The sequence below is a fragment of the Bradyrhizobium sp. SZCCHNS30572 genome (assembly GCF_032484415.1).
Taxonomy (GTDB): domain Bacteria; phylum Pseudomonadota; class Alphaproteobacteria; order Rhizobiales; family Xanthobacteraceae; genus Bradyrhizobium.
Genome location: NZ_JAUESY010000004.1, coordinates 630,363 through 655,528, shown reverse-complemented (window position 1 = coordinate 655,528; position 25,166 = coordinate 630,363). Strand labels below are relative to the sequence as shown.

General features: G+C 64.7%; 25 protein-coding genes, 1 tRNA gene and 1 pseudogene. 18 read left to right on the top strand and 9 right to left on the bottom strand.

Going from position 1 to position 25,166, the window contains the following annotated elements:
- Window positions 1-256: 256 nt before the first annotated feature.
- Window positions 257-691: a hypothetical protein gene (locus QX048_RS14195; RefSeq protein WP_315715829.1), complete on the bottom strand. Its 435-nt coding sequence runs from the start codon at window positions 689-691 to the stop codon at window positions 257-259.
- A gap of 279 nt (window positions 692-970) precedes the next feature.
- Between QX048_RS14195 and QX048_RS14190 the strand changes: the two genes are divergently transcribed.
- Window positions 971-1,447, top strand: a complete 477-nt coding sequence (locus tag QX048_RS14190; protein ID WP_315723447.1) for a hypothetical protein — start codon at window positions 971-973, stop codon at window positions 1,445-1,447.
- A gap of 120 nt (window positions 1,448-1,567) precedes the next feature.
- Window positions 1,568-2,920, top strand: a complete 1,353-nt coding sequence (locus tag QX048_RS14185; RefSeq protein ID WP_315729403.1) for an IS1182 family transposase — start codon at window positions 1,568-1,570, stop codon at window positions 2,918-2,920.
- Between the two features lie 204 nt (window positions 2,921-3,124).
- Here the strand turns inward: QX048_RS14185 and QX048_RS14180 are convergent, their stop codons facing one another.
- Window positions 3,125-3,652 carry a bifunctional transcriptional activator/DNA repair enzyme AdaA gene (locus tag QX048_RS14180; protein ID WP_409977906.1) on the bottom strand — a complete coding sequence of 176 codons (528 nt, stop codon included), beginning with the start codon at window positions 3,650-3,652 and terminating at the stop codon, window positions 3,125-3,127.
- A 136-nt stretch (window positions 3,653-3,788) separates the two neighbouring features.
- Here QX048_RS14180 and QX048_RS14175 point away from each other — a divergent pair, with 136 nt between their 5' ends.
- The 4 genes and pseudogenes from QX048_RS14175 to QX048_RS14160 all read left to right on the top strand — a co-directional run bounded on the left by QX048_RS14175 (window position 3,789) and on the right by QX048_RS14160 (window position 7,770).
- Window positions 3,789-4,265: an MFS transporter gene (locus QX048_RS14175; protein ID WP_316200446.1), complete on the top strand. Its 477-nt coding sequence runs from the start codon at window positions 3,789-3,791 to the stop codon at window positions 4,263-4,265.
- Window positions 4,262-5,017: an MFS transporter gene (locus QX048_RS14170; protein WP_316193758.1), complete on the top strand. Its 756-nt coding sequence runs from the start codon at window positions 4,262-4,264 to the stop codon at window positions 5,015-5,017. Before QX048_RS14175 ends, QX048_RS14170 begins: the two co-directional genes overlap by 4 nt.
- Before the next feature lie 190 nt (window positions 5,018-5,207).
- Window positions 5,208-5,492: pseudogene (locus QX048_RS14165) on the top strand (IS110 family transposase); the annotation flags it as partial.
- Window positions 5,493-6,366: 874 nt separating this feature from the next.
- Complete coding sequence (locus tag QX048_RS14160; protein WP_315716721.1) at window positions 6,367-7,770, top strand: GSCFA domain-containing protein; 1,404 nt, start codon at window positions 6,367-6,369, stop codon at window positions 7,768-7,770.
- A 17-nt stretch (window positions 7,771-7,787) separates the two neighbouring features.
- Here the strand turns inward: QX048_RS14160 and QX048_RS14155 are convergent, their stop codons facing one another.
- The gene (locus tag QX048_RS14155; RefSeq protein WP_315716722.1) at window positions 7,788-8,366 is read right to left on the bottom strand and encodes a hypothetical protein; all 579 of its coding nucleotides are present in this window, start codon (window positions 8,364-8,366) and stop codon (window positions 7,788-7,790) included.
- A 221-nt stretch (window positions 8,367-8,587) separates the two neighbouring features.
- Here QX048_RS14155 and QX048_RS14150 point away from each other — a divergent pair, with 221 nt between their 5' ends.
- On the top strand, window positions 8,588-8,989 hold the full coding sequence (locus QX048_RS14150; RefSeq protein ID WP_315825726.1) for a hypothetical protein: 402 nt from the start codon (window positions 8,588-8,590) through the stop codon (window positions 8,987-8,989).
- A 79-nt stretch (window positions 8,990-9,068) separates the two neighbouring features.
- Here the strand turns inward: QX048_RS14150 and QX048_RS14145 are convergent, their stop codons facing one another.
- On the bottom strand, window positions 9,069-10,112 hold the full coding sequence (locus QX048_RS14145; RefSeq protein WP_315825725.1) for a polysaccharide deacetylase family protein: 1,044 nt from the start codon (window positions 10,110-10,112) through the stop codon (window positions 9,069-9,071).
- Between the two features lie 321 nt (window positions 10,113-10,433).
- Here QX048_RS14145 and QX048_RS14140 point away from each other — a divergent pair, with 321 nt between their 5' ends.
- Complete coding sequence (locus QX048_RS14140) at window positions 10,434-10,721, top strand: hypothetical protein (protein ID WP_315716725.1); 288 nt, start codon at window positions 10,434-10,436, stop codon at window positions 10,719-10,721.
- Between the two features lie 115 nt (window positions 10,722-10,836).
- Window positions 10,837-11,052, top strand: a complete 216-nt coding sequence (locus QX048_RS14135; RefSeq protein ID WP_315716726.1) for a hypothetical protein — start codon at window positions 10,837-10,839, stop codon at window positions 11,050-11,052.
- 28 nt (window positions 11,053-11,080) lie between these two features.
- Here the strand turns inward: QX048_RS14135 and QX048_RS14130 are convergent, their stop codons facing one another.
- On the bottom strand, window positions 11,081-12,763 hold the full coding sequence (locus QX048_RS14130; protein WP_315750562.1) for an MFS transporter: 1,683 nt from the start codon (window positions 12,761-12,763) through the stop codon (window positions 11,081-11,083).
- 177 nt (window positions 12,764-12,940) lie between these two features.
- On the opposite strand from QX048_RS14130, the gene QX048_RS14125 reads away from it, so the two are divergent.
- The 6 genes from QX048_RS14125 (at window position 12,941) to QX048_RS14100 (ending at window position 19,861) form a co-directional block, all read left to right on the top strand.
- Window positions 12,941-14,311, top strand: a complete 1,371-nt coding sequence (locus tag QX048_RS14125) for a hydrolase (RefSeq protein WP_315825724.1) — start codon at window positions 12,941-12,943, stop codon at window positions 14,309-14,311.
- A 201-nt stretch (window positions 14,312-14,512) separates the two neighbouring features.
- Window positions 14,513-15,904 carry a cytochrome P450 gene (locus tag QX048_RS14120; protein ID WP_315825723.1) on the top strand — a complete coding sequence of 464 codons (1,392 nt, stop codon included), beginning with the start codon at window positions 14,513-14,515 and terminating at the stop codon, window positions 15,902-15,904.
- A gap of 69 nt (window positions 15,905-15,973) precedes the next feature.
- Window positions 15,974-17,383 (top strand): adenylate/guanylate cyclase domain-containing protein, encoded by a 1,410-nt coding sequence (locus tag QX048_RS14115; protein ID WP_315750559.1) that lies wholly within the window; start codon window positions 15,974-15,976, stop codon window positions 17,381-17,383.
- A gap of 126 nt (window positions 17,384-17,509) precedes the next feature.
- Window positions 17,510-17,977: a TerB family tellurite resistance protein gene (locus tag QX048_RS14110; RefSeq protein WP_315716731.1), complete on the top strand. Its 468-nt coding sequence runs from the start codon at window positions 17,510-17,512 to the stop codon at window positions 17,975-17,977.
- A 217-nt stretch (window positions 17,978-18,194) separates the two neighbouring features.
- Window positions 18,195-18,974, top strand: coding sequence for an SDR family oxidoreductase (locus tag QX048_RS14105; RefSeq protein WP_315750558.1), 780 nt, complete (start codon window positions 18,195-18,197; stop codon window positions 18,972-18,974).
- 80 nt (window positions 18,975-19,054) lie between these two features.
- On the top strand, window positions 19,055-19,861 hold the full coding sequence (locus tag QX048_RS14100) for a glutamine amidotransferase (protein ID WP_315750557.1): 807 nt from the start codon (window positions 19,055-19,057) through the stop codon (window positions 19,859-19,861).
- A 149-nt stretch (window positions 19,862-20,010) separates the two neighbouring features.
- Here QX048_RS14100 and QX048_RS14095 read toward each other — a convergent pair.
- Window positions 20,011-20,086 (bottom strand) — tRNA-Ala (locus QX048_RS14095).
- A 181-nt stretch (window positions 20,087-20,267) separates the two neighbouring features.
- Here QX048_RS14095 and QX048_RS14090 point away from each other — a divergent pair.
- The 3 genes from QX048_RS14090 (at window position 20,268) to folD (ending at window position 22,138) form a co-directional block, all read left to right on the top strand.
- Window positions 20,268-20,558 carry a YggT family protein gene (locus QX048_RS14090; RefSeq protein WP_315740475.1) on the top strand — a complete coding sequence of 97 codons (291 nt, stop codon included), beginning with the start codon at window positions 20,268-20,270 and terminating at the stop codon, window positions 20,556-20,558.
- Between the two features lie 93 nt (window positions 20,559-20,651).
- Entirely contained in the window at window positions 20,652-20,990 is a 339-nt protein-coding gene (locus tag QX048_RS14085) for a DUF167 domain-containing protein (protein ID WP_315825722.1), read from the top strand.
- A gap of 263 nt (window positions 20,991-21,253) precedes the next feature.
- Window positions 21,254-22,138, top strand: coding sequence for a bifunctional methylenetetrahydrofolate dehydrogenase/methenyltetrahydrofolate cyclohydrolase FolD (folD, locus tag QX048_RS14080; protein WP_315825721.1), 885 nt, complete (start codon window positions 21,254-21,256; stop codon window positions 22,136-22,138).
- 3 nt (window positions 22,139-22,141) lie between these two features.
- On the opposite strand, the gene QX048_RS14075 is transcribed toward folD, so the two are convergent.
- The 3 genes from QX048_RS14075 to QX048_RS14065 all read right to left on the bottom strand — a co-directional run bounded on the left by QX048_RS14075 (window position 22,142) and on the right by QX048_RS14065 (window position 24,994).
- Window positions 22,142-23,623 carry a M20 family peptidase gene (locus QX048_RS14075; protein WP_315825720.1) on the bottom strand — a complete coding sequence of 494 codons (1,482 nt, stop codon included), beginning with the start codon at window positions 23,621-23,623 and terminating at the stop codon, window positions 22,142-22,144.
- 126 nt (window positions 23,624-23,749) lie between these two features.
- Window positions 23,750-24,286: an inorganic diphosphatase gene (gene ppa, locus QX048_RS14070; RefSeq protein ID WP_315716738.1), complete on the bottom strand. Its 537-nt coding sequence runs from the start codon at window positions 24,284-24,286 to the stop codon at window positions 23,750-23,752.
- Between the two features lie 198 nt (window positions 24,287-24,484).
- Window positions 24,485-24,994: a GNAT family N-acetyltransferase gene (locus QX048_RS14065; protein WP_006611902.1), complete on the bottom strand. Its 510-nt coding sequence runs from the start codon at window positions 24,992-24,994 to the stop codon at window positions 24,485-24,487.
- Between the last annotated feature and the right edge of the window lie 172 nt (window positions 24,995-25,166).

Genomic DNA, 25,166 nt, shown 5'->3' with positions numbered 1-25,166 from the left:
TAGAACAACGCAGCCTGTTCGACTTGCCGATGCCCCATCATGACCTTCAGTCCTGCCAACTAGACAGACTGAATCACCGATATCTCTGCGCCGCAACTGGCGACTTTTTCAACGGAATCGGCCAATAGGCGACATGCCGATTGCCGACCTTTTTGGCTAGACGGACATTTGACCCGGGAAAGTGGTCACATTCTACGCCAGCAAAGTACTTCAGCAACGAGATGCTTCTGCTTCAATGTAATCTCGTTAGCGGTGCTTAGAGCCACACCAGCACCGAGGATGTGAGTCCCAGCACCGCTAGCGGCACGGCGTACAGGTAGAAAACGTAGATGTGAGTCCGCTGTTGTCTCTCGAAGTAGAACAAAAGCTCCGTTGCCCTTTTGCTGCCTCGTGTCGCCCAGACGAGCGCCAAGAAGATCAACATGATCAGAAATGGCAGGCCGAAAATAACCCCGGTTAACCAGGCGTTGCGCCACGGCGCGTCCTCACTCCCTATGGCAAGAGCCAACAAGGGAGTGGCAAACCCCAAGCAGCCACTAGCCAACAGGTAACGATAAAGCCGGCGGTTCTGCCGCTGGAGTGTTTCAGCCGGAACTTCGGCAAATTCGCCACCCTGTCGCGCAGGAGCAATCTTAGAAGCGACCTCTGCTGCGAGGCTTCCGAGAATGCCGCTCAGCAATTCATGAGGCATGTGCGGTTACCAGGGTCATACGGACACTGATTAGTGTGCTAAAGTTGCTGCCCGATTAAGCGTTCGGCTCAATTCTGATTAAGTCGGCTTCGGGTCACAAGCAGCCTATCGGTCCTCGGATGCAGATTTCCGGCCCTACCCCGAGAGGGGACATCATCGGCGCCCTCGGGAAGGTCCGGAACGGGCCACAAGCCGACCTGGGCCTTCAAAGGGAGCCGTGCAATCATCCAGATGATCCGGGCATCAGAGGGGAACGATGGCATGAGGATAGTGGCCCGCTTGGCTGCCTATTTTGCCGCGAGCGCAACGTCATCAGCGGTCTTCACCGTTTGGATGGCCTGTCGCGACTCCCGCGATCCGGCAGGAAAAGGGCTGAACCTCATTGAAGTTGGGAGCGAGACCTTGCAGGTTTGGCCCTATGTCTTTGCGTTGGCGCTTTTGCTGATGTTCTTGCCTTGGTGCTTGATCACGGGGATGTCGCGATGGTTGCCTTTTGGAGGACCAGTCTACAGCGCCAGCGGTTCGGCTCTCGCAGCGATCCTCGCTTGGGGTTGCTTGGGAGGCCTATTCCCCGCGCGCGGCCATCCAAGCTTCACGGAAGGCTTCGCGCTGGCCCTAGAGGCAAACGGACTCCCAGTTCTGATTTCTGGCGCGATCGGAGGCTTGATCTATTGGCTGGTCCGCGAACGCGCCGAACACCTCAAAAATACGATGCGATCCGTCGAGCATATTGAGGCTGATGCAAAGGTCCATTGAGTGCTATCAGTCCGCATCTGACCGGGATGTCTGCTCAGGGTCGATTCTGTTGAAAAAGTCAGCAGTTGCGACGCAGAGATATCGGTGATTCAGTCTGTCTAGTGGGCAGGACTGAAGGTCATGATGGGGCATCGGCAAGTCGAACAGGCTGCGTTGTTCTATGAGTTCTCGCTGGAAAGGCACATCCCAGCCGACCACCTCGTGCGGTCGATCGATAGGTTCGTCGACCTTGAGGACTTACGGCGGGAGCTGGCGCCGTTCTACAGCAACATCGGGCGGCCCTCGATCGATCCGGAGCTGATGATCAGGATGCTCTTGATCGGCTATTGCTTCGGCATCCGATCGGAACGGCGCCTCTGCGATGAAGTCCATCTCAATCTGGCATACCGCTGGTTTTGCCGGCTGGGTCTAGATGGAGCTGTCCCCGATCACTCGACGTTCTCGAAGAACAGGCACGGCCGCTTCCGTGAGAGCGATCTCTTCCGTCGCGTGTTCGAGACCGTCTTGCGCCGCTGCATCCGGGAGCGCCTGATCGGCGGCGAAGGGTTCGCAGTCGACGCGAGCCTGATCAAGGCGGATGCCAATCGGCAGAAGGGAATCGAAGGCGATAAGAGGCTTCCGCCGGAGGCTGCGGGTCGAGCGATCGACGAGTATCTTGCCGTTCTTGATGATGCCGCGTTCGGTGCCGCGACGGAGGTCACGCCCAAGTTTGTATCGCCCTCCGACCCGGCGGCGCGCTGGACGGGAGCGCACGGCGGCCAAGCCTTCTTCGCCTACTCGACGAACTATCTGGTCGACGTCGAGAATGCGATCATCGTCGATGTCGAAGCGACCACGGCGATCCGCCAGGCAGAAGTATTGGCCGCCAAGCGCATGATTGAGCGTTCAATCGAAAGGTTCGATCTTTATCCAAGCCGGCTTCTCGGCGACAGCGCCTATGGCTCCGCTGAGATGCTCGGGTGGCTGGTCTACGAGCACGGGATCGAGCCGCACGTGACCGTCTTCGACAAGTCGGCCCGCACCGACGGGACCTTCTCGCGTGAGGCCTTCACCTACGACCATACCAGGGACGTCTATCGCTGTCCCGCTGGCAAACCCCTCACCACTACAGGGACGCTGGTGAACAACGACACGACGGTCCTCTACCGTGCGAGCAAGCGCGATTGTCAAGCATGCTCTCTAAGAAGCAGGTGTTGCCCCAACACCCCGGCTCGAAAAGTGCCGCGCTCGATCTACGAGGGCGCTCGCGACATGGCACGCGAGATCGCAAGCTCATGGGAAGGCCGCACTTCACGCCGGCTCCGCAAGAAGATTGAGATGCTGTTCGCGCATCTCAAGCGCATCCTCAAGCTAGATCGGCTGCGACTAAGAGGGCCGAACGGCGCACGCGACGAGTTCACCCTCGCTGCAGCCGCTCAGAACCTTCGTAAGATGGCCAAGCTGATCCCGATGCCCGCGCTGACGCCCGCGTGAACCACAACGCGCCAATTCGTCCTCGAAACAGATGGCGTTCACGACGAAACTACTGCCGACTTTTTCAACGGAATCGGTCAAAAGCCACCTTCCGGTCGGCCAGTAACTTACGTCCGGTTGTATCCAGCAGTAGGCGTTCCAGGCGCCGGCCCGAAGGTCCCAGATGGGACAACATCAGACGTCGGGCGGGTTCGTATTAGCGGATCAAGCCTTCGCCCGCCGGATCGAAGTCGGTGGACGCTTGTATACCTCAGCAAACACACTGTTGAAACGCCGTAGGCTGCAGAATCCTGATCTAAGTGCGACCTCGGTCATCGGAAGCTTCGTCTCGTCCAAGAGACGCTTTGCTCGTTGAACACGCCCCGTTCGCGCGACTTGGGCGGGACTTGCGCCGACATATTTTTTGAATAGGCGTGATAGATGCCGCGGTCCGATGCCGAGACGTTCTGCGAGTGTTTCGATGTTCGCATCGTCTAGTGCACCACTGCTAATCAGACGTAGGGCGCGCTCAACTGTCGTCCGTGAGCCCTTCCAAGCTGGAGAGAACGGTGCCGTTTCGGGGCGGCATCTGAGGCATGGTCGAAATCCCTCCTGCTCAGCTGCAGCTGCCGAAAGATAAAACGTCACGTTTTCGGCCTTGGCGGGGCGCACCGGGCACACCGGCCTGCAATAGATCCTCGTGGTTCGGACGCCTGAGAAGAACAGGCCGTCATAGCTCTTGTCGCGACTCACTCGGGCACGTTCGCATACAACGGGATCAAGCCTCCCGATGTCCGTTAAAGCCGACGACGGAGTCCGATTCCGGCGAGCCACAACACGCTCCAATTGCTACGACGCCATCAACCTATCAGCATGAGTGAGCGAGACAATGGGTGACGAGCAGCATTTCGTTGGTTGGTCGGTGGCATGGGCTGCCTTTACCTTGGCGGTGCTCGCCTGGGGCATCGGCTTCTATGGTCCTTCGGTCTTTCTTCCGACTCTGCACTCCTCGCGCGGATGGTCCATCTCGGAAATCTCGGCTGCCATTACCTTTCATTTCGTGCTGAGTGCGCTCCTGGTCGCGTATTTGCCCGACATTCATCGCAGAATTGGGATTGCCGGGACGACACTGGGCGGTGCTCTTCTGATGGCCATCGGGTTGATCGGATGGTCCAGATCGTGGGAGCCGTGGCAACTCTTCTTAGCGGCCATTCCGAGTGCGGGAGGTTGGGCCGCTACAAGTGGTGCTGCCCTAAACGCCATTGTCGCCAGATGGTTCGAGCGCGATCGCCCGAAGGCGATGAGTCTGGCGTTCAATGGCGCAAGTGTCGGGGGGTTCTGTTCGTGCCTTTGTGGCTCTTCTTGATCGATTGGCTCGGCTTTCAAACCGCGGCGCTGGCCGTGTCCATTGTTGCCCTCGGCGTTATGGGTTGGATTTCTATTCGATACTTCAGGCTGTCCCCCACCAGCCTTGGTCTCTCTCCCGATGGCAACGGAGTGCCTACGGTTGTCGCGAAACCGACAACGAGACTATCTCGCTCTAGCATTATTCGTATGCCGGGATTCCTTACGCTTTCGGCGGCGTTTGCGCTTGGCTTGTTTGCGCAGATCGGCCTTCTGTCACACTTGGTCTCCCGCCTCACTCCCGATGTTGGTGCGACAACTGCGGGCCTGCTTCTCAGCCTAGCGACGGCATGTGCAGTAATCGGACGGACTCTGACGGGATGGTGGATCGGAGATCACGACCGGCGGATCGCCGCAGCCATTAACTTCGCGGTTCAGACCGTAGGAGTTCTGCTGCTCATCTTCGGCAACGGATGGATCGTACTGACATTTGGCTGCGTCATCTTCGGATTTGGCATCGGGAATCTTACGACTTTGCCGCCATTGATCGCGCAGAAGGAGTTCGATCGTAAGGATGTGGTGGCGGTGGTTGCGCTGATCGTTGCCATCAATCAGGCAGTATTTGCGTTCGCGCCAGCCATTGTTGGTGCTCTCCGCGATGCGACTTCGGGTTATGGAACGGCGTTCGGGATTGTCGCTTGCATCCAGCTTTTGGCTGCGATGGTTGTGCTCCTTGGGCGTAAGGCCGTGGTCCCGCCGGCGAGGTCAGCTTAGGGTCATTCGCGTCGGCATTGCCATGTCCGCCTCCTGGTCCGCTATCGACAATACCCAACCTTACCGACCGAGTAGGTGTGGATCTCGACCGATTAGGACTGCCGTCCGTTATCGGCCTGACCGTCCGTCAGCTGACGCGACAGCGGCGGCCATGCAGAATGAGCGCTCTCGACCACACAGGAGGCGCGCAATGGAGTTCTTCTGCGGGCTGGATGTCGGCATGGATCGAACCACGATTTGCGTGGTCGACGACAAGGGCGAAGTGCTGCTGGAGGTCGCGGTGATGACCGACCCGAATGCGGTCAGGGGAGCACTGGCGCCATATCTCGGCCGCTTAAGGCGGGTCGGCCACGAGGCCGGGGCGCTGTTGCCGTGGCTGCATCCCGAGTTGCTCAAGCTTCGCCTGCCGGCGATCTGCCTGGAGACCCAGCATGTGCGGGCGGCGCTGAAGGCGCAGCGCAACAAGAGCCCGCGCTGGCGCAGAGCAGGCTGAGGGTGCGCTGGATCGGGCTGGGCCGAGCATCACACCCCAGGCAATCAAAACCTCGCCAGCCAGGCCCGCAAACGCATGAGGACTGACTCGAAGAGCTACCGGCGCGACTACCTCCGCGCGCTCGCCCAACGCGTGGAAGTGGACGCGAAAGAGCTTCGCATCATGGGATCGAAAGCGCGCTCCTGCGCACGCTGGTCGGTGCCTCGGGCGCAAAGACGGCCCAGTTTGGTACCGAAGTGGCGCACGCGACACGATTCGAACGTCTGGCCTTCGCCTTCGGAGCGCACCCGGCATCGGTGTTCAATCCGCCACACGCACGCGCAGCGACAAATCTGCGCGGCGGTCGGGATCGTTCGGCCGTGGCCGCGAAAAATGTTGGCCTTTTCGTTGGCTTTCGTTGAAATCGCACAAAAATACATAAGCTAAGTCAGTAGGATGCGCCTATAGCGAGGCGCCCTCTTGCGGCACCAGCCTCTCCTTCCGTCCCCGTCCCCGTCTCTCCTTTCCTGACGCGCCCGCTCGCCGCGCTCCATTTGCCGGTTAAGAATTGCTTAACCCAAATCGCGCCATCGTTCGGCGCGAGCGGCGGGATGAATGCCCGCACTGGCGGCTGGCGGCGATCCGGACGAGCGCGTCCGTCGCGTTCGAATCCCGCAGGTGCCGGTTGCGCTCGGGCGTACGCCAGCGGCCAAGCCGGTGGCGATCAGTATCCAGAGGTCATGGTGGGACGTCTCTCGCAAGGGCATGGCGCCTGTGCACGTGACGATTCGACCGGCACTGGCGATGCACCGGCTGCCGGCAGCGGCGCCGGACCAACGGCCGAAGACGCAACGCGAGACAAAGGCGAACCCGCGACATGAGCACGACTGCCCTCGACAGCCACACCCAGTTTCAATCCATCGTCGGCCAGATCCGGACGCTCGCCTACAAATACATCGAGGACAAGGACTTCGTCAGCGCCCAGCTCGCGTTCCAGAAGCTGCTCGAGCTCGACCCCAAGGACATCAACGCGCGCTTCATCTATGCGCAGCTGATCGACGACGGCTCACACAAGAAGCGCGCCGAAGCGCGCGACATGATGCTGGCGATCCTCGACGAGAACCCCGAGATCTTCGAGCAGGCCACCGAAGGCAATCTGCACCTGATCCGCAGCGCCGCCGTGCGCTGCAGCCATGTCGGCCCGTTCACGCGCTCGATGGAGCTGTTCCGCAAGCTCGCGGCAGCCTCCAACCAGGCCGCCGACTATTTCTCGCTCAGCGAGATCCTGACCCAGGGCAACGAATTCGAGGAAGCGGTCGCGGCGCTGGAAAAGGCGATCAAGCTCAACCCGGCCTATGACAACCCGATCAACCGCGAGACGCTGGAGCTCGCGCGGTCGAACGCCAAGAAGGGCAAGGCCAAGGAAGCCAAGGGCCGCGCCAAGGTCGGACGCTATCCGGAGACCAAGGACTTCCTCGGCGACCTGCAGACGCTGATCACCAGCCACATCGCGGTGAACCTCGCCGCCGCGCCGAAATTCCTCGACAAGAGCACCCGCTTCTTCACCATGGGCTCGTGCTTCGCGCGCAACCTCTCCAAGAGCCTCACCGACAGCGGCTATGCCAGCCACCACATGGAGATCTCGGAGTACATCAACACGACCTTCGCCAACCGCGTGTTCGTCGACTGGCTGCGCGACGCCCAGATCGATCCGGAGATCCGCGAGCGCATCGTCGAGTTGCTGCCGCCGGGATCGAGCAAGGAGAATACGCTCGCCGTCATCAAGCAGGCCGACGTCTTCATCCTGACGCTCGGCGTCGCCGCGGCGTTCTTCGACCGCGAGACCGGCGCCTTCGTGCTGCCGCGGCCGACCGCGCTGAACTCGCGGGCGCTGGCCGAGAAGTACAAGTTCCGCACCGCCAGCGTGCAGGAGAACGTCGACAACGTGCTCTATCTGATCGAGTTCATCCGCAGCATCCGGCCTGGCATCAAGGTGATCGTCACCGTGTCGCCGGTGCCGCTGCTCACCTCGTTCGAATATGAATCGGTGGTGCAAGCCGACTGCCTGTCGAAGAGCACGATGCGGCTGGTCGCGCATGAGGTCGTCAACAATTCGAACCTCGAGGACATCTGGTACTGGCCGTCATTCGAGGTGTTCCGCTGGGCCGGCTCCAACGCCTCCAGCTTCTTCGCCGCCGATGACGGCGCCGCCTGGCACGTCTCGGAGGACAAGGTGTCCGCGACGGTGCGCGCCTTCGTGCAGACCTTCTCGCCGGCCTGAGCGCGCGAACGGCTGCCTCAGGGCAGCCGCTTCTTCCAGAGGCGGATGACCAGGATGCCGGCCTGGGCGTAGCCCGGCGGCGAACTTTCAGTGCCGAACGGCGTCTTCGAATACAGCGAGCTCGAAACCAGGAAGCCGCCGACATACGGCTCAGGCAGGCCCGACAGCGCCAGGAAGCAGCGGTGCGTGAGCAGGCCGTCCTCCGGCAGATTGCCACGCACCAGCCGGCAATCGCCGATGCCGGTGAATGCGATGCCGTTGAGCTGGCCCTCGGTGTAGGTGCCGAGCAGGGTCGGATCCATCGCCTGGCCGACGCAGACCCGCATCTCGCCGATGCTCTTGTCGCCGGTCTCGGTCATGCGGCCGTCAGCCGGCCGGACCCCGACGGAGTGGATCGAGAGCTGATCCTCCAGCGCCGGCGCGAAGCCGGTCTTGGTCGGCGCGCAGAAATCCGACGGCACGACGCGGCCCTGGCGCACGCTCCGCGCAATGTAGATCTCTTCGACGTTGTCGTCGCCGGACTGCGCCCGGCCCGGCCCGCTGGCGGCCAGCAGCGTCACGGCCGCCAAGAACACTGCAACGATCACCCGGCGCATGCGCGCATCCTTCCCCCGAATCGATCGGTCTCCCTATCGGATTCGGCGAAGCTTCTGAACAGCACCAACGAACAGTACACGTACATACGATCATACCTCAACCCCGGATCTCACCGGCAGCATGGAACACCGCGTCGCTAGGCGGAGCGTGACGCGGGTCACATCGGACGGTGGCGCTGGCGCCTAAACCTTCCCGCAGCCAACAAAGGGGAGCTTACTCGATGCGCAAGATGATCCTGATCGGAGCCATGGTGCTCGCATCCGCCACAGTCGCGCAGGCCGAGGGCACACGCAGCCTGTCGCTGTCGTCGAACGACGCCGCCGCGCGGGCGCCGCGTCCGACCTACGTCCAGCAAGCCGGCGAGGTCACCGTCACCCCGGCGCCGGTGCCGGCCGTCGCGGCCGAGGTCCAGCCCGCTGCGCAAACGGTTGCGCCAGCGGCCCCGGCCGCCGCACCGCCGCCGCCGCAGCCCGCCGCCGCTGCGGCGCCGGCACCGCAGCCGGGCTCTGTGCAGCAATCATCGCGGCGGTCGAAATCGGCGCGCTCCGACCGGACGCGCCGCAAGAGCTGGACCGAAGCTCGCATCGTCCGCGAGCTGCATCGCCACGGCATCTATTGGTGAGCATCCGCCAATAGGCGACAAACGAAGAAGGCCGGGCGAATGCCCGGCCTTTCGCGCGAGGAGACCCTGCAGCGAGGCATCACTGCGAGATGGTCTGGATCACGCTCGAGATCGGCCGCGCATTGGTCATTGTCGTCGGCAGCTTCGGATCCTGACCGATCATCGCGTCATATTCCGGCAGCGTGTCGAGCGTGCCCTTCGGCTTCATCGCGACCACCTTGTAGCCGCCGGCCTTGAGCCGCCGCAGCAGGGTCGGCAGCGCCAGCGCAGTGTTCTTCTGGAAGTCGTGCATCAGGATGATGCCCTTGCCCTTCTTGTCGAGCCCGGTCATCACGGTGTTGACGACCTGGTCGGCATCCTTGGAGCGGAAGTCGAAGCTGTCGACGTCGCAGGAGAACATCGCGACGTTGCGGCTGCCGAGATAGGCCACGGCAGAGGGCCGGTGCTGCAGTTGCGGGAAGCGGAAGAACGGCGCCGGGTTGGTGCCGAGCGCGAACTTGACCGCGCTGAAACCCTTCTCGAGCTCCTCCTTCGCCGTCTCGTCGGTCATCTTCTTGCCGTTCAGATTGGCGTGCGACCAGGTATGAACGCCGACGACGTGCCCGGCGGCCAGCACCTGGCGCAGGATCTCCGGATGATAGGTCGCATGCTTGCCGATGGTGAAGAAGATGCCGGTGGTGCATTCGTCGGCCAGCGCCTTCAGCACCGCCGGCGTGTTGACCGGCCACGGGCCGTCGTCGAAGGTCAGCACCACCTCGTGGTCGGCGAGGAAGTCGAACTGCTTGAAGTGATCGAGACCGAAACCGGGGCCGCCGGTGGTGTCGACCATGACGGTGCGGGAGATGCCGAGCGCGTCAGGATTGGCGCAGGTCGATCTGGGCTGCACGGGCGCCGGGGCGCTTGCCGCCATACGCGTGGAGACGGTACCGGTCGTCTCGACATCGTCCTTCGAGCTGGCCTTGGCGGCGACGCGCGCCGGAGGCGGCGCCGGCTCGGACGGCTTCGCCGCTGCGCTCTGCGCGGCGGCCTTGGCGGCGCTGGGCTTCGATACGTAGTACCAGACACCGGTGATCGCCAACGCCGCGACGACGGTGGCCAGCAGCAAGCCTAACGCATTACGCATGGTTACTCTTCCCGAAAACACGAGACACTCGATGGCGGACGCAACGCTGTCCGCCTCCTTCAATTAGCTTCCATTAGTGCCAACGATTCCTTAACGCGGTGCCAACACGACCAGGATCGGACAAGATTTCCAGGATGATGCCCGCAGCGAAGCGGCCGTTCACCGGAGCGACATGGCGCCGCGGCCATCGGCCTGCCGAAACTGCCGACCAGGTTTGGATCTGGCGTGACCCGCATCACGGTTGCCAACAGGGCATCCGGCCATGATGGACGCATTGAAACACGCGGCCCCGCCAACATGCGGCGCCAATGGGAGCCAGCCATGACGAAGTCGACCAACATTCTGCGCAGGGCCGTTCTGACGGCCGCCAGCCTTGCCGCCCTCTCGACCTTCTCCTCGACGGCAAGCTTCGCCTTCAGCGCCGAGGCGCAGCAGATGTGCACCGGCGACGCGTTCCGCCTGTGCAGCAGCGAGATCCCCAACATCCCGGCGATCACCGCCTGCATGATCAAGAACCGGTCGTCGCTCAGCTCCGGCTGCCGCGTCGTGCTCGACCGCGAGATGTCCAAGCGCAGCGGCAAGGTCGCGGATGCCAACGAGGCCAATTGAGAGCGCTTCCGGCTCCCGCCTGCGCACCCCGGCTGCGACCGAGGCGCTTGCGACGGCCGGTTGCGACCACTAAAAGCGCCGCCAAACGTTCAGTCCCGGGAGCGAGGCGCCAGTCATGAACAAACTCTCTCTGATTATCCCTCTGGTCCTAATGGCGTCGACGGCCTCAGCCCAGCAGCAGCCCGGCCAGGATGCCTGCGCGCGCGACGTCTCGCGGTATTGCCGCGCCGTGATGAACAACGGCGATCAGGCGGTGCTGGCCTGTCTCAAGGAGCATCGGGCCAAGCTGTCGAAGGCTTGCGAGAAGGTGCTGACCGAGCACGGGCAGTAAGCGCCTGCTCAGTGCAGATGCTCCGGAGCTACGGCCCGCTGCGAGCCGCCGAGGCGACAGCCGGCGCCTGCTCGGCGGTGCGGTCGATATCCTCCTTGGCGCGGACCGAGCCGAACGGCCGCTCCAGCATGCGGCGGATGCGCACCGGGTCGGTGCCGATGTGGAAGTCGATCGCGCGCTTGTGCAGCTCGCGCTCGGCGCGGGTCGAGCGGTTGCGCTGACGCAGATAGTCGATCCAGGTCGGGCAGTGATAGCGCTCGGTCCATAATTCGGGGTCGGCGATGTCGCGTGCGATCGACCAGCCATAGGCGCCGTTGCGCTGGCGGCTGAGCTGCACGTCCTGCATCAGGTCGTGAAACGCGCGAGCATTGTCTTCAGCGACGCGGTACTCGATCTCGACCACCAGCGGCCCCGAGCGCGGCGTCAGCTCGAGTTGCACCTCCGGATCGGCCAAGGTCTCGCCGTCCTCGTTGCGGGCCCCGATCGGCGGCATCCGCAGCCACAGGCCGAGCAGCGGCGACACCATCATCAGCGCTCCCGACGCGAGCAGCGCGACCTCGACGCCGGCGGCGTCGGTGAGACGCCCCCAGCCCCAACTGCCGATCGCGATGCCGCCGGAGATCGCGGCCTGAAATGCCGCCAGTGCGCGGCCCGCGACCCAGCGGGGTGCCGAAAGCTGCACGCCGATGTTGAACAGCGCCACCGCCAGCATCCACACCGCACCGGCGATGACGAGCGCCGCCGCCGTCAGGACCGGCGCGGTGCTGAGTGCAACGGCCGCGGTGGCCGCGCCCAAGGTGAGCGCGCAGGTGCGGATCGCGGCCTCACCAGACAGCCGCTTCCTGATCTCGCCGATGTTGAGCGCGCCGACCACCGCGCCCATGCCGAAGGCGCCGAGCATGATGCCGTAGGTCTGCGCGCCGCCATGCAGCAGGTCGCGCGCGACCAGCGGCATCAGCGCCGAGATCGAGCCGCCGATGATGCCGGTGACCAGCGTGCGGATCAGCACGATCCGGATCGACGGCGAATGGACGATGTAGCGGACGCCGGAGACGATGGCGCGGTTGAGCGGCTCGCGCGGTAGCCGGCTCGGCTCGACCACGCGCCGCCACAGGAACAGCGCCGCGAGCAGCGGCAGATACAGCAGCGCATTGGCCGCGAACGCGGCGACCGCGCCGGCGGCCGCGACCACGACGCCGCCGATCGCCGGACCGAAGCTGCGCGCGATGTTGTAGCTGATGCCGTTCAGCGCGACCGCGGCCGGCAGCGTCTCCGGCGGCACCTGCTCGCTGACGGAGGATTGCCAGGCCGGCCCCATCAGCGCCATGCCGCTGCCGATGACGAAGCACAGCGCGAGCAGGCGCTCCGGCGTCACCAGGCCGTACCATGCCAGCACCGTCAGCGTGGTGGCGCCGCCGAGCGCCACGGCGAGCGCGACCAGCGCGACGATGCGCCGGTCATACATGTCGGCGATGGCGCCGGCCGGCATCGAGATGAACATCACCGGCAGCATCAAGGCGGTCTGCACCAGCGCAACCTTGTCGGCCGACGACGTCATCTGCGTCATCGCCCAGGCGGCGCCGACCGCCTGGATCAGCAGGCCCAGGTTCGACAGCAGGCTCGCCAGCCAGATGCGGCGGAACACCACGTGCCGCAGCGGCGCGGCGATGCTTTCGGCGGCGAACAGCTCACGTTTCTGCGGCGCATTCATGCGGGTCCGTCCACGTCGCCAGTTCGCCTTGAAGCTCGCATCGAACTATCGCTTGATTCCAGCTGGACCTATGTGATGCCTGCGAATGTCCGCCGCTGTCCAGTGCTGCCTGCAAAGGCCGGCATCGGGGATCGCGGCCAACGAACACAAATGAATGAGACCAAAGGGAGACCGCCGATGAAGCTGACGCGCCGCAACATTCTGCAGGGAATGGGAACCCTTCCCTTGCTCACCAGCGGTCTACCCTTACCGGTACGCGCCCAGAGCGCGGCGGCAACGACGGTGGCCGACATTCCTCCGGTCCTGTTCGTGCACGGCAATGGCGACCACGCGGCATTGTGGATGACCACGCTGTGGCGGATGGAATCCAACGGCGTGCCGCGCACGCGTCTCGCTGCGCTCAACTTCACCGACCCGCTGGCGCGCAACGACGACGCCGTGGCGCAGCCGAACCGCTCGTCGACCGACGATCAGCGCCGCGAGCTCGCCGAGGCCATCAAGACACTGAAGGAGCGCACGGGCGCTGCGCGCGTCGCGCTGGTCGGCAGCTCGCGTGGCGGCAATGCGATCCGCAACGTCGTGAAGAACGGCGGCGGCGCCGATGTCAGCCACGCCGTGCTATGCGGAACGCCCAATCATGGCGTGTTCGACTGGGATGACAGCCCCGGCAGCGAGTTCAACGGCCGCGGCCCGTTCCTGCGCGGACTGAATGCCGGCGACACCGAGGTGACCGAGGGCACCGCCTTCCTGACGCTGCGCAGCGACGGGCTCGACAAATACGCCCAGGCCGACGGCCGCCTGGTCGGCAAGCCCGGCGTGCCGACCGGGATCACCTCCGAAGGGCCGGCGCTGAAGGGCGCGACCAATCTCGTGATCGGCGCGCTCGACCATCGCGAGGTCGCGTTCCACCCGCGCGCGTTCCGCGAGATCTACAAATTCATCGCCGGCCGTGAGCCCACGCAGATCGCGATCCAGCCGGAGCAGCAGGTGCGGATCAGCGGCCTGGTGACGGGAACGCCGGGCGGCGCGCCGACCAATCGCCCGGTGGCGGGCGCAAGCGTGGAGGTCTATCGCGTCTCGAGCGAGACCGGCGCACGCAATGGCGAGCCTGTCTATCGCGGCCAGACCGGCGCCGACGGGCGCTGGGGTCCCGCGGAGGTCGATCCGACGTCCTATCTCGAGATCGTCCTGACCTCGCCGGGCGCGCCGGTCACGCACTTCTACCGCTCGCCGTTCCCGCGCTCGTCCGACGTCGTGCATCTTCGCGCGGCGCGGCCGCTCGGCCAGGCCGATGCCAGCGCCGGAGCGATTCTCATCATGGTCAGGCCGCGCGGTTATTTCGGCCTGCCCCGCGACATCGTGCTGCTCGACGGCAAGGAACCAACCGACGTACAGAAGGGAATACCGACCGATGCGGCAACGACATTGCGGCTGCCTGCGGGCGACGTCGGACGCAGCGTCATCGGACTGTTCAACGAGGAACGCATCACCGCCCGTCTTTGGCCAGCATCGGAGAGCAGGATTGCGGTGATCGAGCTGACTAATTAGTTGCTGGAGTATGATGATACATCATAGCCTCGGAGAGGGCGGAAGCGCGCCCCTCTCGCTTGTGAGCGGGACGACAGAGTTACCTCTGGCAGAAGGCCGTCGTTGCGCGACGGCCCGTTGCGGTCCCGCAACCGAGGCTCGGTTGCTCGCGATGCAGCCGATCGGTGGTTCCAGGCTCGTGACAGCGTCGAGAGGCCGTGAATGAGTACCGCCGACGTCCATTATCTGCCGCAGGCACGATTGCCGCTGATACCGCCGACACCGCCGCGGGCGCCGGACAGCATGGGCGCGCTGCGCCGCGTGCTGATGATGGGCGACAACGCGATCGCGACCTGGAGCCAGCGCGCCTATGAGGACGACATCATTCGCGGCCGCTTCTTCGGCAGCTCCAGCTACATTCTCAATACGCCCGACACGATCAAGCACGTGCTGGTCGACAATTGGGAGAACTACGCCCGCACCGTCGGCGCCATCCGCGTGCTGCGTCCGGTGCTCGGCGAGGGGCTGCTGATCGCGGAAGGCAAGGCGTGGAAGCACCAGCGCCGGACGCTCGCGCCGGCGTTCACGCCACGCGCCGTTTCCGGCCTCATCCCGCACATGGTCGCGGTGAGCGACGAGACCGTCGCCAGGCTGAAGCAGCAACGCGGGCAGCCGCTCGACCTGCGCGAGATCATGCAGCGCATGACGCTCGACATCGCCGGCCGCACGATGTTCTCGTTCGAGATGGGCCGCCATGGTGCCACCCTGCGCGATTTCGTCTACGAGTATGGCGCGCGGCTGGCCAGCCCGCATCTGCTGGACATCGTGCTGCCGCTGTCCTGGCCGACGCCGCGCGACTTCGCGCGCCGGCGGTTCCGCAAGCGCTGGACCGGCTTCGTCGCCATGCTGATGGCCGAGCGCCGCGCCGCCGGCAAGCTGGAGGACGCACCGCCGCGCGACCTGTTCGACCTGATGGGCGCGGCACGCGATCCCGAGACCGGCGCGGCCTTCACCGATGCACAACTCGCCGACGAGGTCGCGACCATGATCCTCGCCGGCCACGAGACCACGGCAACGGCGCTGTTCTGGGCGCTGTATCTGATCGCGCTCGACCCGGCCAATCAGGACAAGCTCGCGCAGGAGGCCCGCGCCGCAACCGATCTCAGCGATCCGGATCAACTGCCGTTCACGCGCGCCGTGCTGGACGAGACATTGCGGCTCTATCCGCCCGCGTTCCTGATCGCGCGCGCAGCCAGCGGCCCCGACCGGATCGCCGCGTTCCAGGTGAGGCGCGGCGACGTCGTGCTGATCTCGCCGTGGCTGCTGCACCGGCACGAGAAGCTGTGGGATGCGCCCAACGCCTTCAAGCCCGAGCGATTCATGCCGGGCCCGCCGCCGCCGGAGCGCTTCGCCTATCTGCCGTTCGGAGCGGGCGCGCGGGTCTGCATCGGGGCTCATTTCGCCCTGACCGAGGCGGTGCTGGCGCTGGCACGGCTGGTGGCGGCCTTCGACATCGAAATGCTCGACGCCGCACCCGTGATGCCGGTCGGCGTGGTCACGACCCAGCCGGATCGCTCGCCGCTGTTCAAGCTCACGCCCAGGGCGGGCGTCTGATCCCGGCGGCGGCCGGGCCATCGCTTCGTCTCTTGCTTGTGGGTTTGCTAGGCACCATCTTAGCACGCCATGAGCGACATCCAGGCCCAGCTTTCGGTTCTGAAGCAGACCGCCGATCCGGCCGTTGCGGACGCGATCACACGGTTGATTGAGGCGGGTGAAGATCACGAACTCAACCGTATCAATGCCCTGGAGTTCTCGGCGCGCGCCGGTCTCGATGAAGAACGGGTTATTTCCGGGTTCCTGCATGCTGCACGGATCGGCTTGTTCGATCTGACCTGGAACGTGCTCTGTCCTGGCTGCAGCGGCGTGCTGGATGCGCACGCCACGCTGAAATCTCTCCGCCATGACGATTACCATTGCGGACTATGCGCTTGCGGCTACGAGCCTTCCATCGACGAGCAGGTCGAAGTTGCTTTCACCGTGAGCTCCAAGGTCAGGAGCATCGCCGCTCACGATCCGAACACGCTGCCGCTCTGGGAGTATTACAAGCAGGTCTTCTGGAGTTCCGGGATCGACCTCGACCGGGAGACTTTTGCCTCGCTCAGCGAAGAAGTGACGCTTGATGCGCTCGAGCTGCCAGCCGGTGAAAAGGCCGTGCTCTCGCTGCAGCTCCCATCCGATTTCATCATCATCTTCGAACCGGTGACGCATTCTGCGCATTTCATCGACGTTCAGGGCGAGCCCACCAGGGAACGCCAGCAGCTCGGACTCCTATTCAACAGGGCGCATCCTCCGACCGGATCGATCACGTTGCGTCCAGGCCCGCTGCGACTGGCGCTCGACAATCAGGCCGGCGTACGGACGCTGCCGACCGTCTTCGTTGCCGGCGATGCGCTCCACCATCTCCTTGGCAAGCGCCGGCCTTTCCTGACCGCCAAGCGCATATTATCCAACCAGACCTTCCGCGACGTGTTCAAGGCGGACAATCTCAACATTGACCAGCGGCTGAAGATCACCTCGCTGACCTTCCTGTTCACCGACCTCAAGAGCTCGACCGCGCTGTATGAGCGCGTCGGCGATCTCGCGGCCTTCGACCTGGTGCGCGCCCATTTCCGCGCGCTGCTGGAGATCATCAACGCCGAGAAGGGCGCGGTGGTGAAGACGATCGGCGACGCCGTGATGGCGACCTTCGTCAAGCCCGAGCATGCGCTCGCCGCCGGCCTGCGCATGCGCGCGGCGATGCAGCGGCTCAATGCCGAGCGCGGCACCGAGGACCTCGTGGTCAAGATCGGCATTCATGAGGGGCCGTGTCTCGCGGTGATGCTGAACGACCGCCAGGACTATTTCGGCCAGACCGTCAACATCGCCGCCCGCGTGCAGAGCCTGTCGACCGCGCAGGAGATCCATCTCACCGCGCCCGTGATCGAGAGCCCCGGCGTCGCCGACATCCTGCGGGGCGCGAAGATCGCGCCAATCCAGAAACAGGCTGCGCTGCGCGGCATCGCCGACCGCATGATGGTGTACGAAATCCCCTGAGCCTTACCGAAATGTCATGCAGCCCGAAGGTCGCAGCGGATTGCCGGCGCAGCGTGGCATTCGCATATAATGAGCAGTCGCCGGCCGGTTTGCGGTCCACTACGGATCTGACAACGAAAGGACGCCATGCTCGAAGGATTGCGCCAATTCATCGCCGACGTCGTTTCGCCGCACGAGACCCCGGCGTTCGACGACAATGGCTATCAGCTCGCGGCGACGGCGCTGCTGATCCACGTCATCTCGCTGGACGGCGAGCCGAGCGAGATCGAACGGCGCAAGCTGCACGGCCTGATCGAGCTGCGCTTCGGGCTCGACCCCGGCAGCGCCGACCGGCTGATCGCCCAGGCCATGCTGGCGGAGGGCGACGCCGTCGATCTCTATCGCTTCACCAGCGTGATCATGCGCGAGGTCGACGAAGCCGGCCGCCTGCGCATCGTCGAGATGATGTGGGAGCTGGTCTTTGCCGACGGCAAGGTGACGGAGTTCGAGGACAATGTGGTCTGGCGCGCCTCCGAGCTGCTCGGCATCTCCACGCATGACCGCGTCGACCTCAAGCACCGGGTGGCGTCGCGGAAGTCCGGCGCCCCTGCTTGAACCGCCTGGCTCCGGGCGGAACCGACTTCATGCGGAGATGAACAAACTTTAATTTTGTTTCCGAAACCCCCCGTTCATGTAAACCCATGTGAATCTGAGGCTATTGCCGCAATCCCGCGCAAGGCCATGGAGCACGGTGTCTTGCATGTTCCCGTCCCGCTATGCTCTCGTCCGCCGCGATTGGATGATGTGCGGATTGTGATCGAAGAGCAGGATCGTGGGTGAACGTGTCACGCTCGTAACAGGTGCCTCGGCCGGGATCGGCAGCGAGTTGGCGCGCGTATTTGCCGCGAACGGGCACCGGCTCGCATTGACGGCCCGGCGCGAAGACCGGCTCGCGGCGCTGGCCCAGGAGATCGCCGCCAAGGGCGGCCCGGCGCCGCTGGTGATCCCCTGTGACCTCACCTCCTCCGACGCCGGCGCGACCATCGAGGCTGCGCTGTCGGCTGCCGGCCTGGAGCTGGAATATCTCGTCAATAACGCCGGCTTCGGCCTGTTCGGCAAGGCGGTACAGCTCGATCGCGCCGAGCAGCTCGACATGATTTCCGTGAACGTTCGCGCCCTGACCGAGCTGTCGCTGCGCTTTTCCGAGCAGCTGATCCGCAACAAGGGCGGCATCCTCAATCTGGGCTCTGTGGCCGGGTTCCTGCCGGGTCCCGGCATGGCCGTCTATTACGCCTCCAAGGCGTATGTGATCTCGTTCACCGAGGCGCTGCGCAAGGAGCTGGCGCCGCATGGCGTCCGGGTCACGGTGCTGTGTCCCGGTCCGGTGCCGTCGGAATTCCAGGACCGCGCCGGCTTCAAGCCGGGCGTGGATTCGGTGATCCTCAACGTCTCGCCCAAGGCGGTGGCGGAAGCGGGCTATCGCGGCTTGATGGCCGACAAGCGCGTGGTGCTGCCCGGGCTCGGCATCAAGATCGTGCCGTTCATGCTGCGCTGGTTCCCGCGCGGCTTCATCCTCGCCGCGGTCGGCCGGCTGCAGCTGAAGCGGACCTGATCGCGCTGGCCCGGCGCTTGCTTTGCAATGTGCGCTCGCTCACGCGCCGTTAACCTTTGCTTAGCTATGATCGCCAGGTGATGCTCAGGCAAGACCCTTCGCTCCATCCGAACGGGCCCCAGGCCGACGTTCGGCAGCTCCATCCGAAGCCGGCCATGGCGGCTGCGCCGCAGCGGCCCGTCCTCATCATCCTGCACCAGGAAACGTCGAGCCCCGGCCGGGTCGGCAATGCGCTGCGCGCCCGCGGCTATCCGCTCGACATCCGCCGGCCGCGGTTCGGCGATCCGCTGCCGGAGACGCTCGATGGGCATGCGGGTGCCGTAATTTTCGGCGGTCCGATGAGCGCGAACGATCCGGACGACTTCGTCCGCCGCGAGATCGACTGGATCGAGGTGCCGCTGCGGGAGCAGCGTCCGTTTCTCGGGATCTGCCTGGGCGCGCAGATGCTGGCGATCCAGCTCGGCGCCCCGGTTGCGCCGCATCCAGAGGGGCGCGCCGAGATCGGCTATTATCCGATCCGCCCGACCCGGGCCGGGCGCAAGCTGTGCCCGCATTGGCCCGATCACGTCTATCACTGGCACCGCGAGGGCTTCGATCTGCCCGATGGCGCCGAGCTGCTTGCCGAGGGCGGCGACTTTCCGGTGCAGGCCTATCAATACCAGAACGCGACCGGGCTACAGTTCCACCCCGACGTGACCTACGCGATGATGTGCCGCTGGACCACGCGCGGTCATGCCCGGCTGGACACGCCCGGCGCCCGTCTGCGCCACCATCATTTCGAGGGCCGCGCCGTGCACGATGCGGCCGAGCGGGCGTGGCTGGCGCAGTTTCTGGATGGCTGGCTGATGCGCGAGCCGGTGGCGGCGATGGCCGAGGCGGCGGAGTAGGACGGGCGTCCTGGTCAGTCGATTGTTGGGAATCTTTGTCATTCAGCCCGCCGTCGCCCTTCGGGCTCTGGCGCGGCAACCTTCGCACGCTTCGCTATTCATTTGCTGAAGCGGCTTGCCGAGCCGAAGCTCGCGAAGCGAGCGAAGGTTGGTGGAGCCAGGCGGGATCGAACCGCCGACCTCGTCATTGCGAACGACGCGCTCTCCCAGCTGAGCTATGGCCCCGTAACACGACCGCCTCGATGTTGGGAAAAGGCAGCCGGCAGATCGGGCGCCATTTACAGTGGGTGCCGAGGTCAAGTCAAGAACGGTCACATCGCCCGTTAGCCTTGACGGGCACCGTCCCTTGTTTGCGCGGGAGGGAACAGATATCTAACCGGGTGATATCTCGTTCCAGGAACCCCGGATGATACGCCTCTTAGACTTCGTTGACTGGCTTCTCGGCCTGTACGTGTTCATCCTGGTCGTTGCGGCAATCATGTCCTGGCTGGTCGCGTTCAGCGTCATCAACGTCCGGAACGACTTGGTCCGACAGGTGCTTTACACGCTTGATGCTCTGACAGAGCCCGCGCTCCGACAGATTCGGCGCTTCGTGCCTCCTGCCGGAGCGCTGGACCTTTCGTTTCTCGTTCTCTTCATCCTCATCCAGTTCATCCGGTTCGTGATCATCCCGGCGCTTCAGGGTCTGTTTGTCTAGCGCCTGCGCGCACTGACGTAGACGCGCGGGATTCAAGGGTGCTGCTTGCGTCAACTCAGGTCTGCTGCTGATTCGGATCGAGGGTCCCTATCGATGGTCCCTTGGCGATGTTCGAAGGGCGGCGTCACCCTCGCATTGCGGGTGACCCCACGCGGCGGCCGGGACGCCTTCGATGGCGTCGAGACGCTGTCCGACGGCCGCGATGTGCTGAAGGTCCGGGTGCGCGCGATCGCCGATGGCGGCGAGGCGAATCGCGCCGTGACAGAGCTGCTCGCCAAGGCGATCGGCGTCACCAAGGCCTCGGTGCGAATCACCTCTGGCACCACCTCACGGCTGAAACAGGTCGCCATCGACGGCGATCCGTCCGCGCTCGATCAGGCCTTGCGCGACCTCCTTGCAGCCCATAAGCCGACCCGGAAACAACGAGAATAGACGCAAGAAGCGCGAGCCGAGGCCTTTCGGCTTCGCAAGCGGCGATCTTCACCCTCCCCTGGAGGGGGAGGGTCGCCTCACGGTGAGCGAAGCGAGCGTGAGGCGGGGTGGGGTGATCTCTCCACCGGTACCGGCATCCGTGGCTTCACCCCACCCCGCTCGCCCGCTTCGCGTGCGATCGACCCTCCCCCTCCAGGGGAGGGTGGGAGCACGCGGCCAGCGTCTTGCTCGATGAACAGCCTTTGAACCGAGGATAGAGCAAAATGACCGCGCGCATCATCGACGGAAAGATCATTGCAGCCGACCTGCGCGCGCAGGTCGCCCGTGAGGTCGAGCGGGTCAAGCGCGACCATGGCCTGACACCAGGCCTCGCCGTGGTGCTGGTCGGCAACGATCCGGCGTCCGAGGTCTATGTCCGCAGCAAGCATACCCAGACCCAGGCGGCCGGCATGGCCTCGTTCGAGCACAAGCTGCCGGCCGACGTGTCGCAGGGCGAGCTGCTGGCCTTGATCGGCAAGCTCAACCGCGATCCCGCCGTACACGGCATCCTGGTGCAGCTGCCGCTGCCGAAGGGGCTGGAGACCGAAGTCGTGATCAATGCGATCGATCCGGCCAAGGACGTCGACGGGCTGCATCCGCACAATGCCGGCCGTCTCGCCGGCGGCCAGCCGGCGCTGGCGCCGTGCACGCCGCTCGGCTGCATCATCCTCAGCAAGACCGTGCATGGCTCGCTGGAGGGCATGAACGCGATCGTGATCGGCCGCTCGAACCTAGTCGGCCGTCCGCTGGTCCAGCTCCTGCTCAACGAGAACGCCACGGTGACGATCGCGCATTCGCGCTCGCGCGACCTGCCGGCGCTGACCGCGCGCGCCGATCTGGTCTACGCCGCCGTGGGTCGCCCGGAGATGGTGAAGCGCGACTGGATCAAGCCGGGCGCGACGGTGATCGACGTCGGCATCAACCGCATTCCGACGGCGGAGGGGAAGACGAAGCTGGTCGGCGACGTCGCCTATGCCGAGGTGGCGGAGGTCGCCGGCGCGATCACGCCGGTGCCCGGCGGCGTCGGCCAGATGACGGTGGCCTGCCTTCTGGTGAACACGCTGCGCGCCGCCTGCGCGATCGCCGGGCTGCCGAAGCCGGCCGTCTAGGCCTTAGCCCGCGGCGGCTTCCAGCAGCCGCCGATAGAAGCGGATCATGTCGGCATAGCCCTCGACCGACAGCCGCTCATTGGTGCCGTGGAAGCGCTTGAGATCCTCCGTCGTCGCGCGCAGCGGCGAGAAGCGGAAGATGCTGTCGGCAATGCCCGCATAATGGCTCGAATCGGTGCCGGCGACCATCAGGCCGGGCGCCACCACCGCGTCGCTGAAGATCTCGCGAATGGCCCGGTTCACGAGCTGATAGGACGGTCCGGCGGTCGAGGTGACCGGCGGGGGCTCGCGGTTGCCGCGCAAGGACGTGATCGAGATGCGGTCGTTGGCCACGGTCTGCCTGACGTGGTCGATGATGCCCGCCTCGGTGTCCCCCGGCAGCAGCCGGAAATTCACGGTGGCGGAGGCGTTGCCCGGCAGCACGTTGTCCTTGTCGCCCGCGTTGAAGATGGTCAGCGCGGTCGTCGTACGGACCATCGCTTCGGCCGGACCGCTCTTGGCGAACTCGCCGAACAGCAGCGGTTTGGTCAGCCAGAGATTGGACAGCACGGCGCGGTTGATGCCGGTCATTTCCGGCGCCAGCGTATCAAACATCTCGCCGACCGTGCCGTCGATGCGCATCGGCAGCCGGTTGGCCTCGAGCTTCGCCAGCGCCGCACTCATCATGCCGATCGCGGTGTCCCGCGGCGGCATCGAGGAATGCCCCGGGTTGGCCTTGGCCGTCAGCACCAGGCTCGCATAGCCCTTCTCGGCAACACCGACCAGTGCCGCCGGCCTGTCGAGGCCCCTGATGCCGCCCTCCGAGATCAGCAGGCCCTCATCGATGACGAAGTCCAGCCGGACGTTGCGGGCGGCGAGGACGGCCGAGATGGCCTTGGCGCCCCGGGTGCCGCCGACCTCCTCGTCGTGACCGAAGGCGAAATAGATCGTGCGCTTCGGCTTGAAGCCGGCCTTGATCAGCGCCTCGGCCGCCTCCAGCATCGCATACAGATTGCCCTTGTCGTCCCAGGCGCCGCGGCCCCAGACGAAGCCGTCTTTGACGACGCCGGCAAACGGCGGCACGGCCCAGTCGGGCTCGGTGCCCGGCGCGACCGGCACCACATCCTGATGGGCCAGCAGCGCAATCGGCCTGGCCGCCGCATCCGAGCCCTTCCACAGGTACAGCAGGCTGTGCCCGGCCACGACCTCCTGTGTCGCGGCCGCATGAAAGGCCGGGAAGCTCGCCTCGATATGGGCCTTGAGCGCCGCGAAGGCATCGGCATTCAGCTCGGGATCGTCGGAGCTCGAAATCGTGCGAAAACGAACCGCCGCCGCAAGCCGCTGCGCCGCGGCCTCGGCATCGATGCTGATCTTCGGCAGCGCCGCGACATCGAGCTGCCGGGAGCCATGGCGAAACATGTTGACCAGCACGACCGCGACGAGCGCCGCGCCTGCCGCCAGGATGAGAAGACCAAGGTATCGAAGGGACCTGAGCAGGCGGCGCATTGCAGAACGCTCCAAGACAAGACGGCGCCGCAGATCCTATCTGCGACGCCGTGAAACTGCTCGGAGCGGACTCGAAAGTCCATCGCCTGGAGCCGCGAAGCGCTGCGTTTGGAGCTTCCGCGCGCCCTACTTCTTCGCCGCCTTGGCGCGGGCGATGCCCTCGGCAATCAACTGGTGGGCGTCGTCGGCATTGCCCCAACGCAGCACCTTCACCCATTTGCCGGGCTCGAGATCCTTGTAGTGCTCGTAGAAGTGCCGGATCTGCTGCAGCGTGATGTCCGGCAGGTCCGAATAGGTGCGGACCTTGTCGTAGCGCTGGGTCAGCTTCGAGGACGGCACCGCGATGATCTTCTCATCGCCGCCAGCCTCGTCCTCCATCAGCAGCACGCCGACTGGGCGCACGCTCATGACCGCGCCGGGCACGATCGCGCGCGTGTTGGCGACCAGCACGTCGCAGGGGTCGCCGTCATTGGACAGCGTGTGCGGGATGAAGCCGTAATTGCCGGGGTAGCGCATCGCCGTATAGAGGAAGCGGTCGACGAACAGAGTGCCGGCTTCCTTGTCTAGCTCGTACTTGATCGGCTCGCCGCCGACCGGCACTTCGATGACGACGTTGACCTCGCGCGGCGGATCTTTCCCGATCGGGATGGCGTCGATGCGCATGGATGCTCCGTAGAACTTGAACGTTTGAGAACTTGAACGTTGAGGGTCGGACGCTCGACAGGCGAGCGCTGACATTCGCAGTCGCAAAAAAAACGCGGCTGCGCAACAGCTACCTCAAGCCAACACTTTCAGTTCAATTCCAGTTCAATTCGCTGGCGCGTTAACGTTTAACGCGCCCGGAGCACGGCCGGCCCAGGCTCAGTTGGTCCAGGCAAAGGCAACCTTGTCGAGCGACTTCGGCCCGAAGCGCTCCGACGACCGCGCGACCATCCGGCCACCCAAGGCGCGGTAGAACTCGGTGGCGGGATCGTTGTCGGACAACGCCCACACCACCATGCTCTTCAGGCCGCTCTGCGCGAGGTCGCGCTTGGCGGACTGGAAGAGCCGGCGACCGAACCCCAGCCCCTGAAATTCCGGTCGCAGATAAAGCTCGTAGACTTCACCGTCGAAGTGCAGGCTGCGGGCGCGATTGCGGCCGTAATTCGCATAGCCTGCGACCTTGTCGTTGAACACCAGCACGCTGACGCGGCTGCCTTTGCGGATCGCGCTGTCCCACCATTGCGGGCCGCGCCGGTTGATCAGCTTCTCCAGCTCTGCGCCAGGGATGATTCCCTGGTAGGCGGAACGCCAGGCTTCATCATGGGCTGACGCCACCGCAGCCGCATCTGCAGCCTTGGCCGGACGGACTTCGATCAGGGTTGTGCTCATGAGTGGATCAAAGCAAGTCGGCGGTCCGCCTTCAAGGTGCCACGTTAAAGATCGGTTAACCTGTGGACTTTCGGCATCACCGTGGCGGAAAGCTGTGCCGAAAAGGGACAAATTCGCAACATTGTTGAGGGTCGACGGTGCCCTGTCACCGCAGCCTCACGCCGCGTAGGAA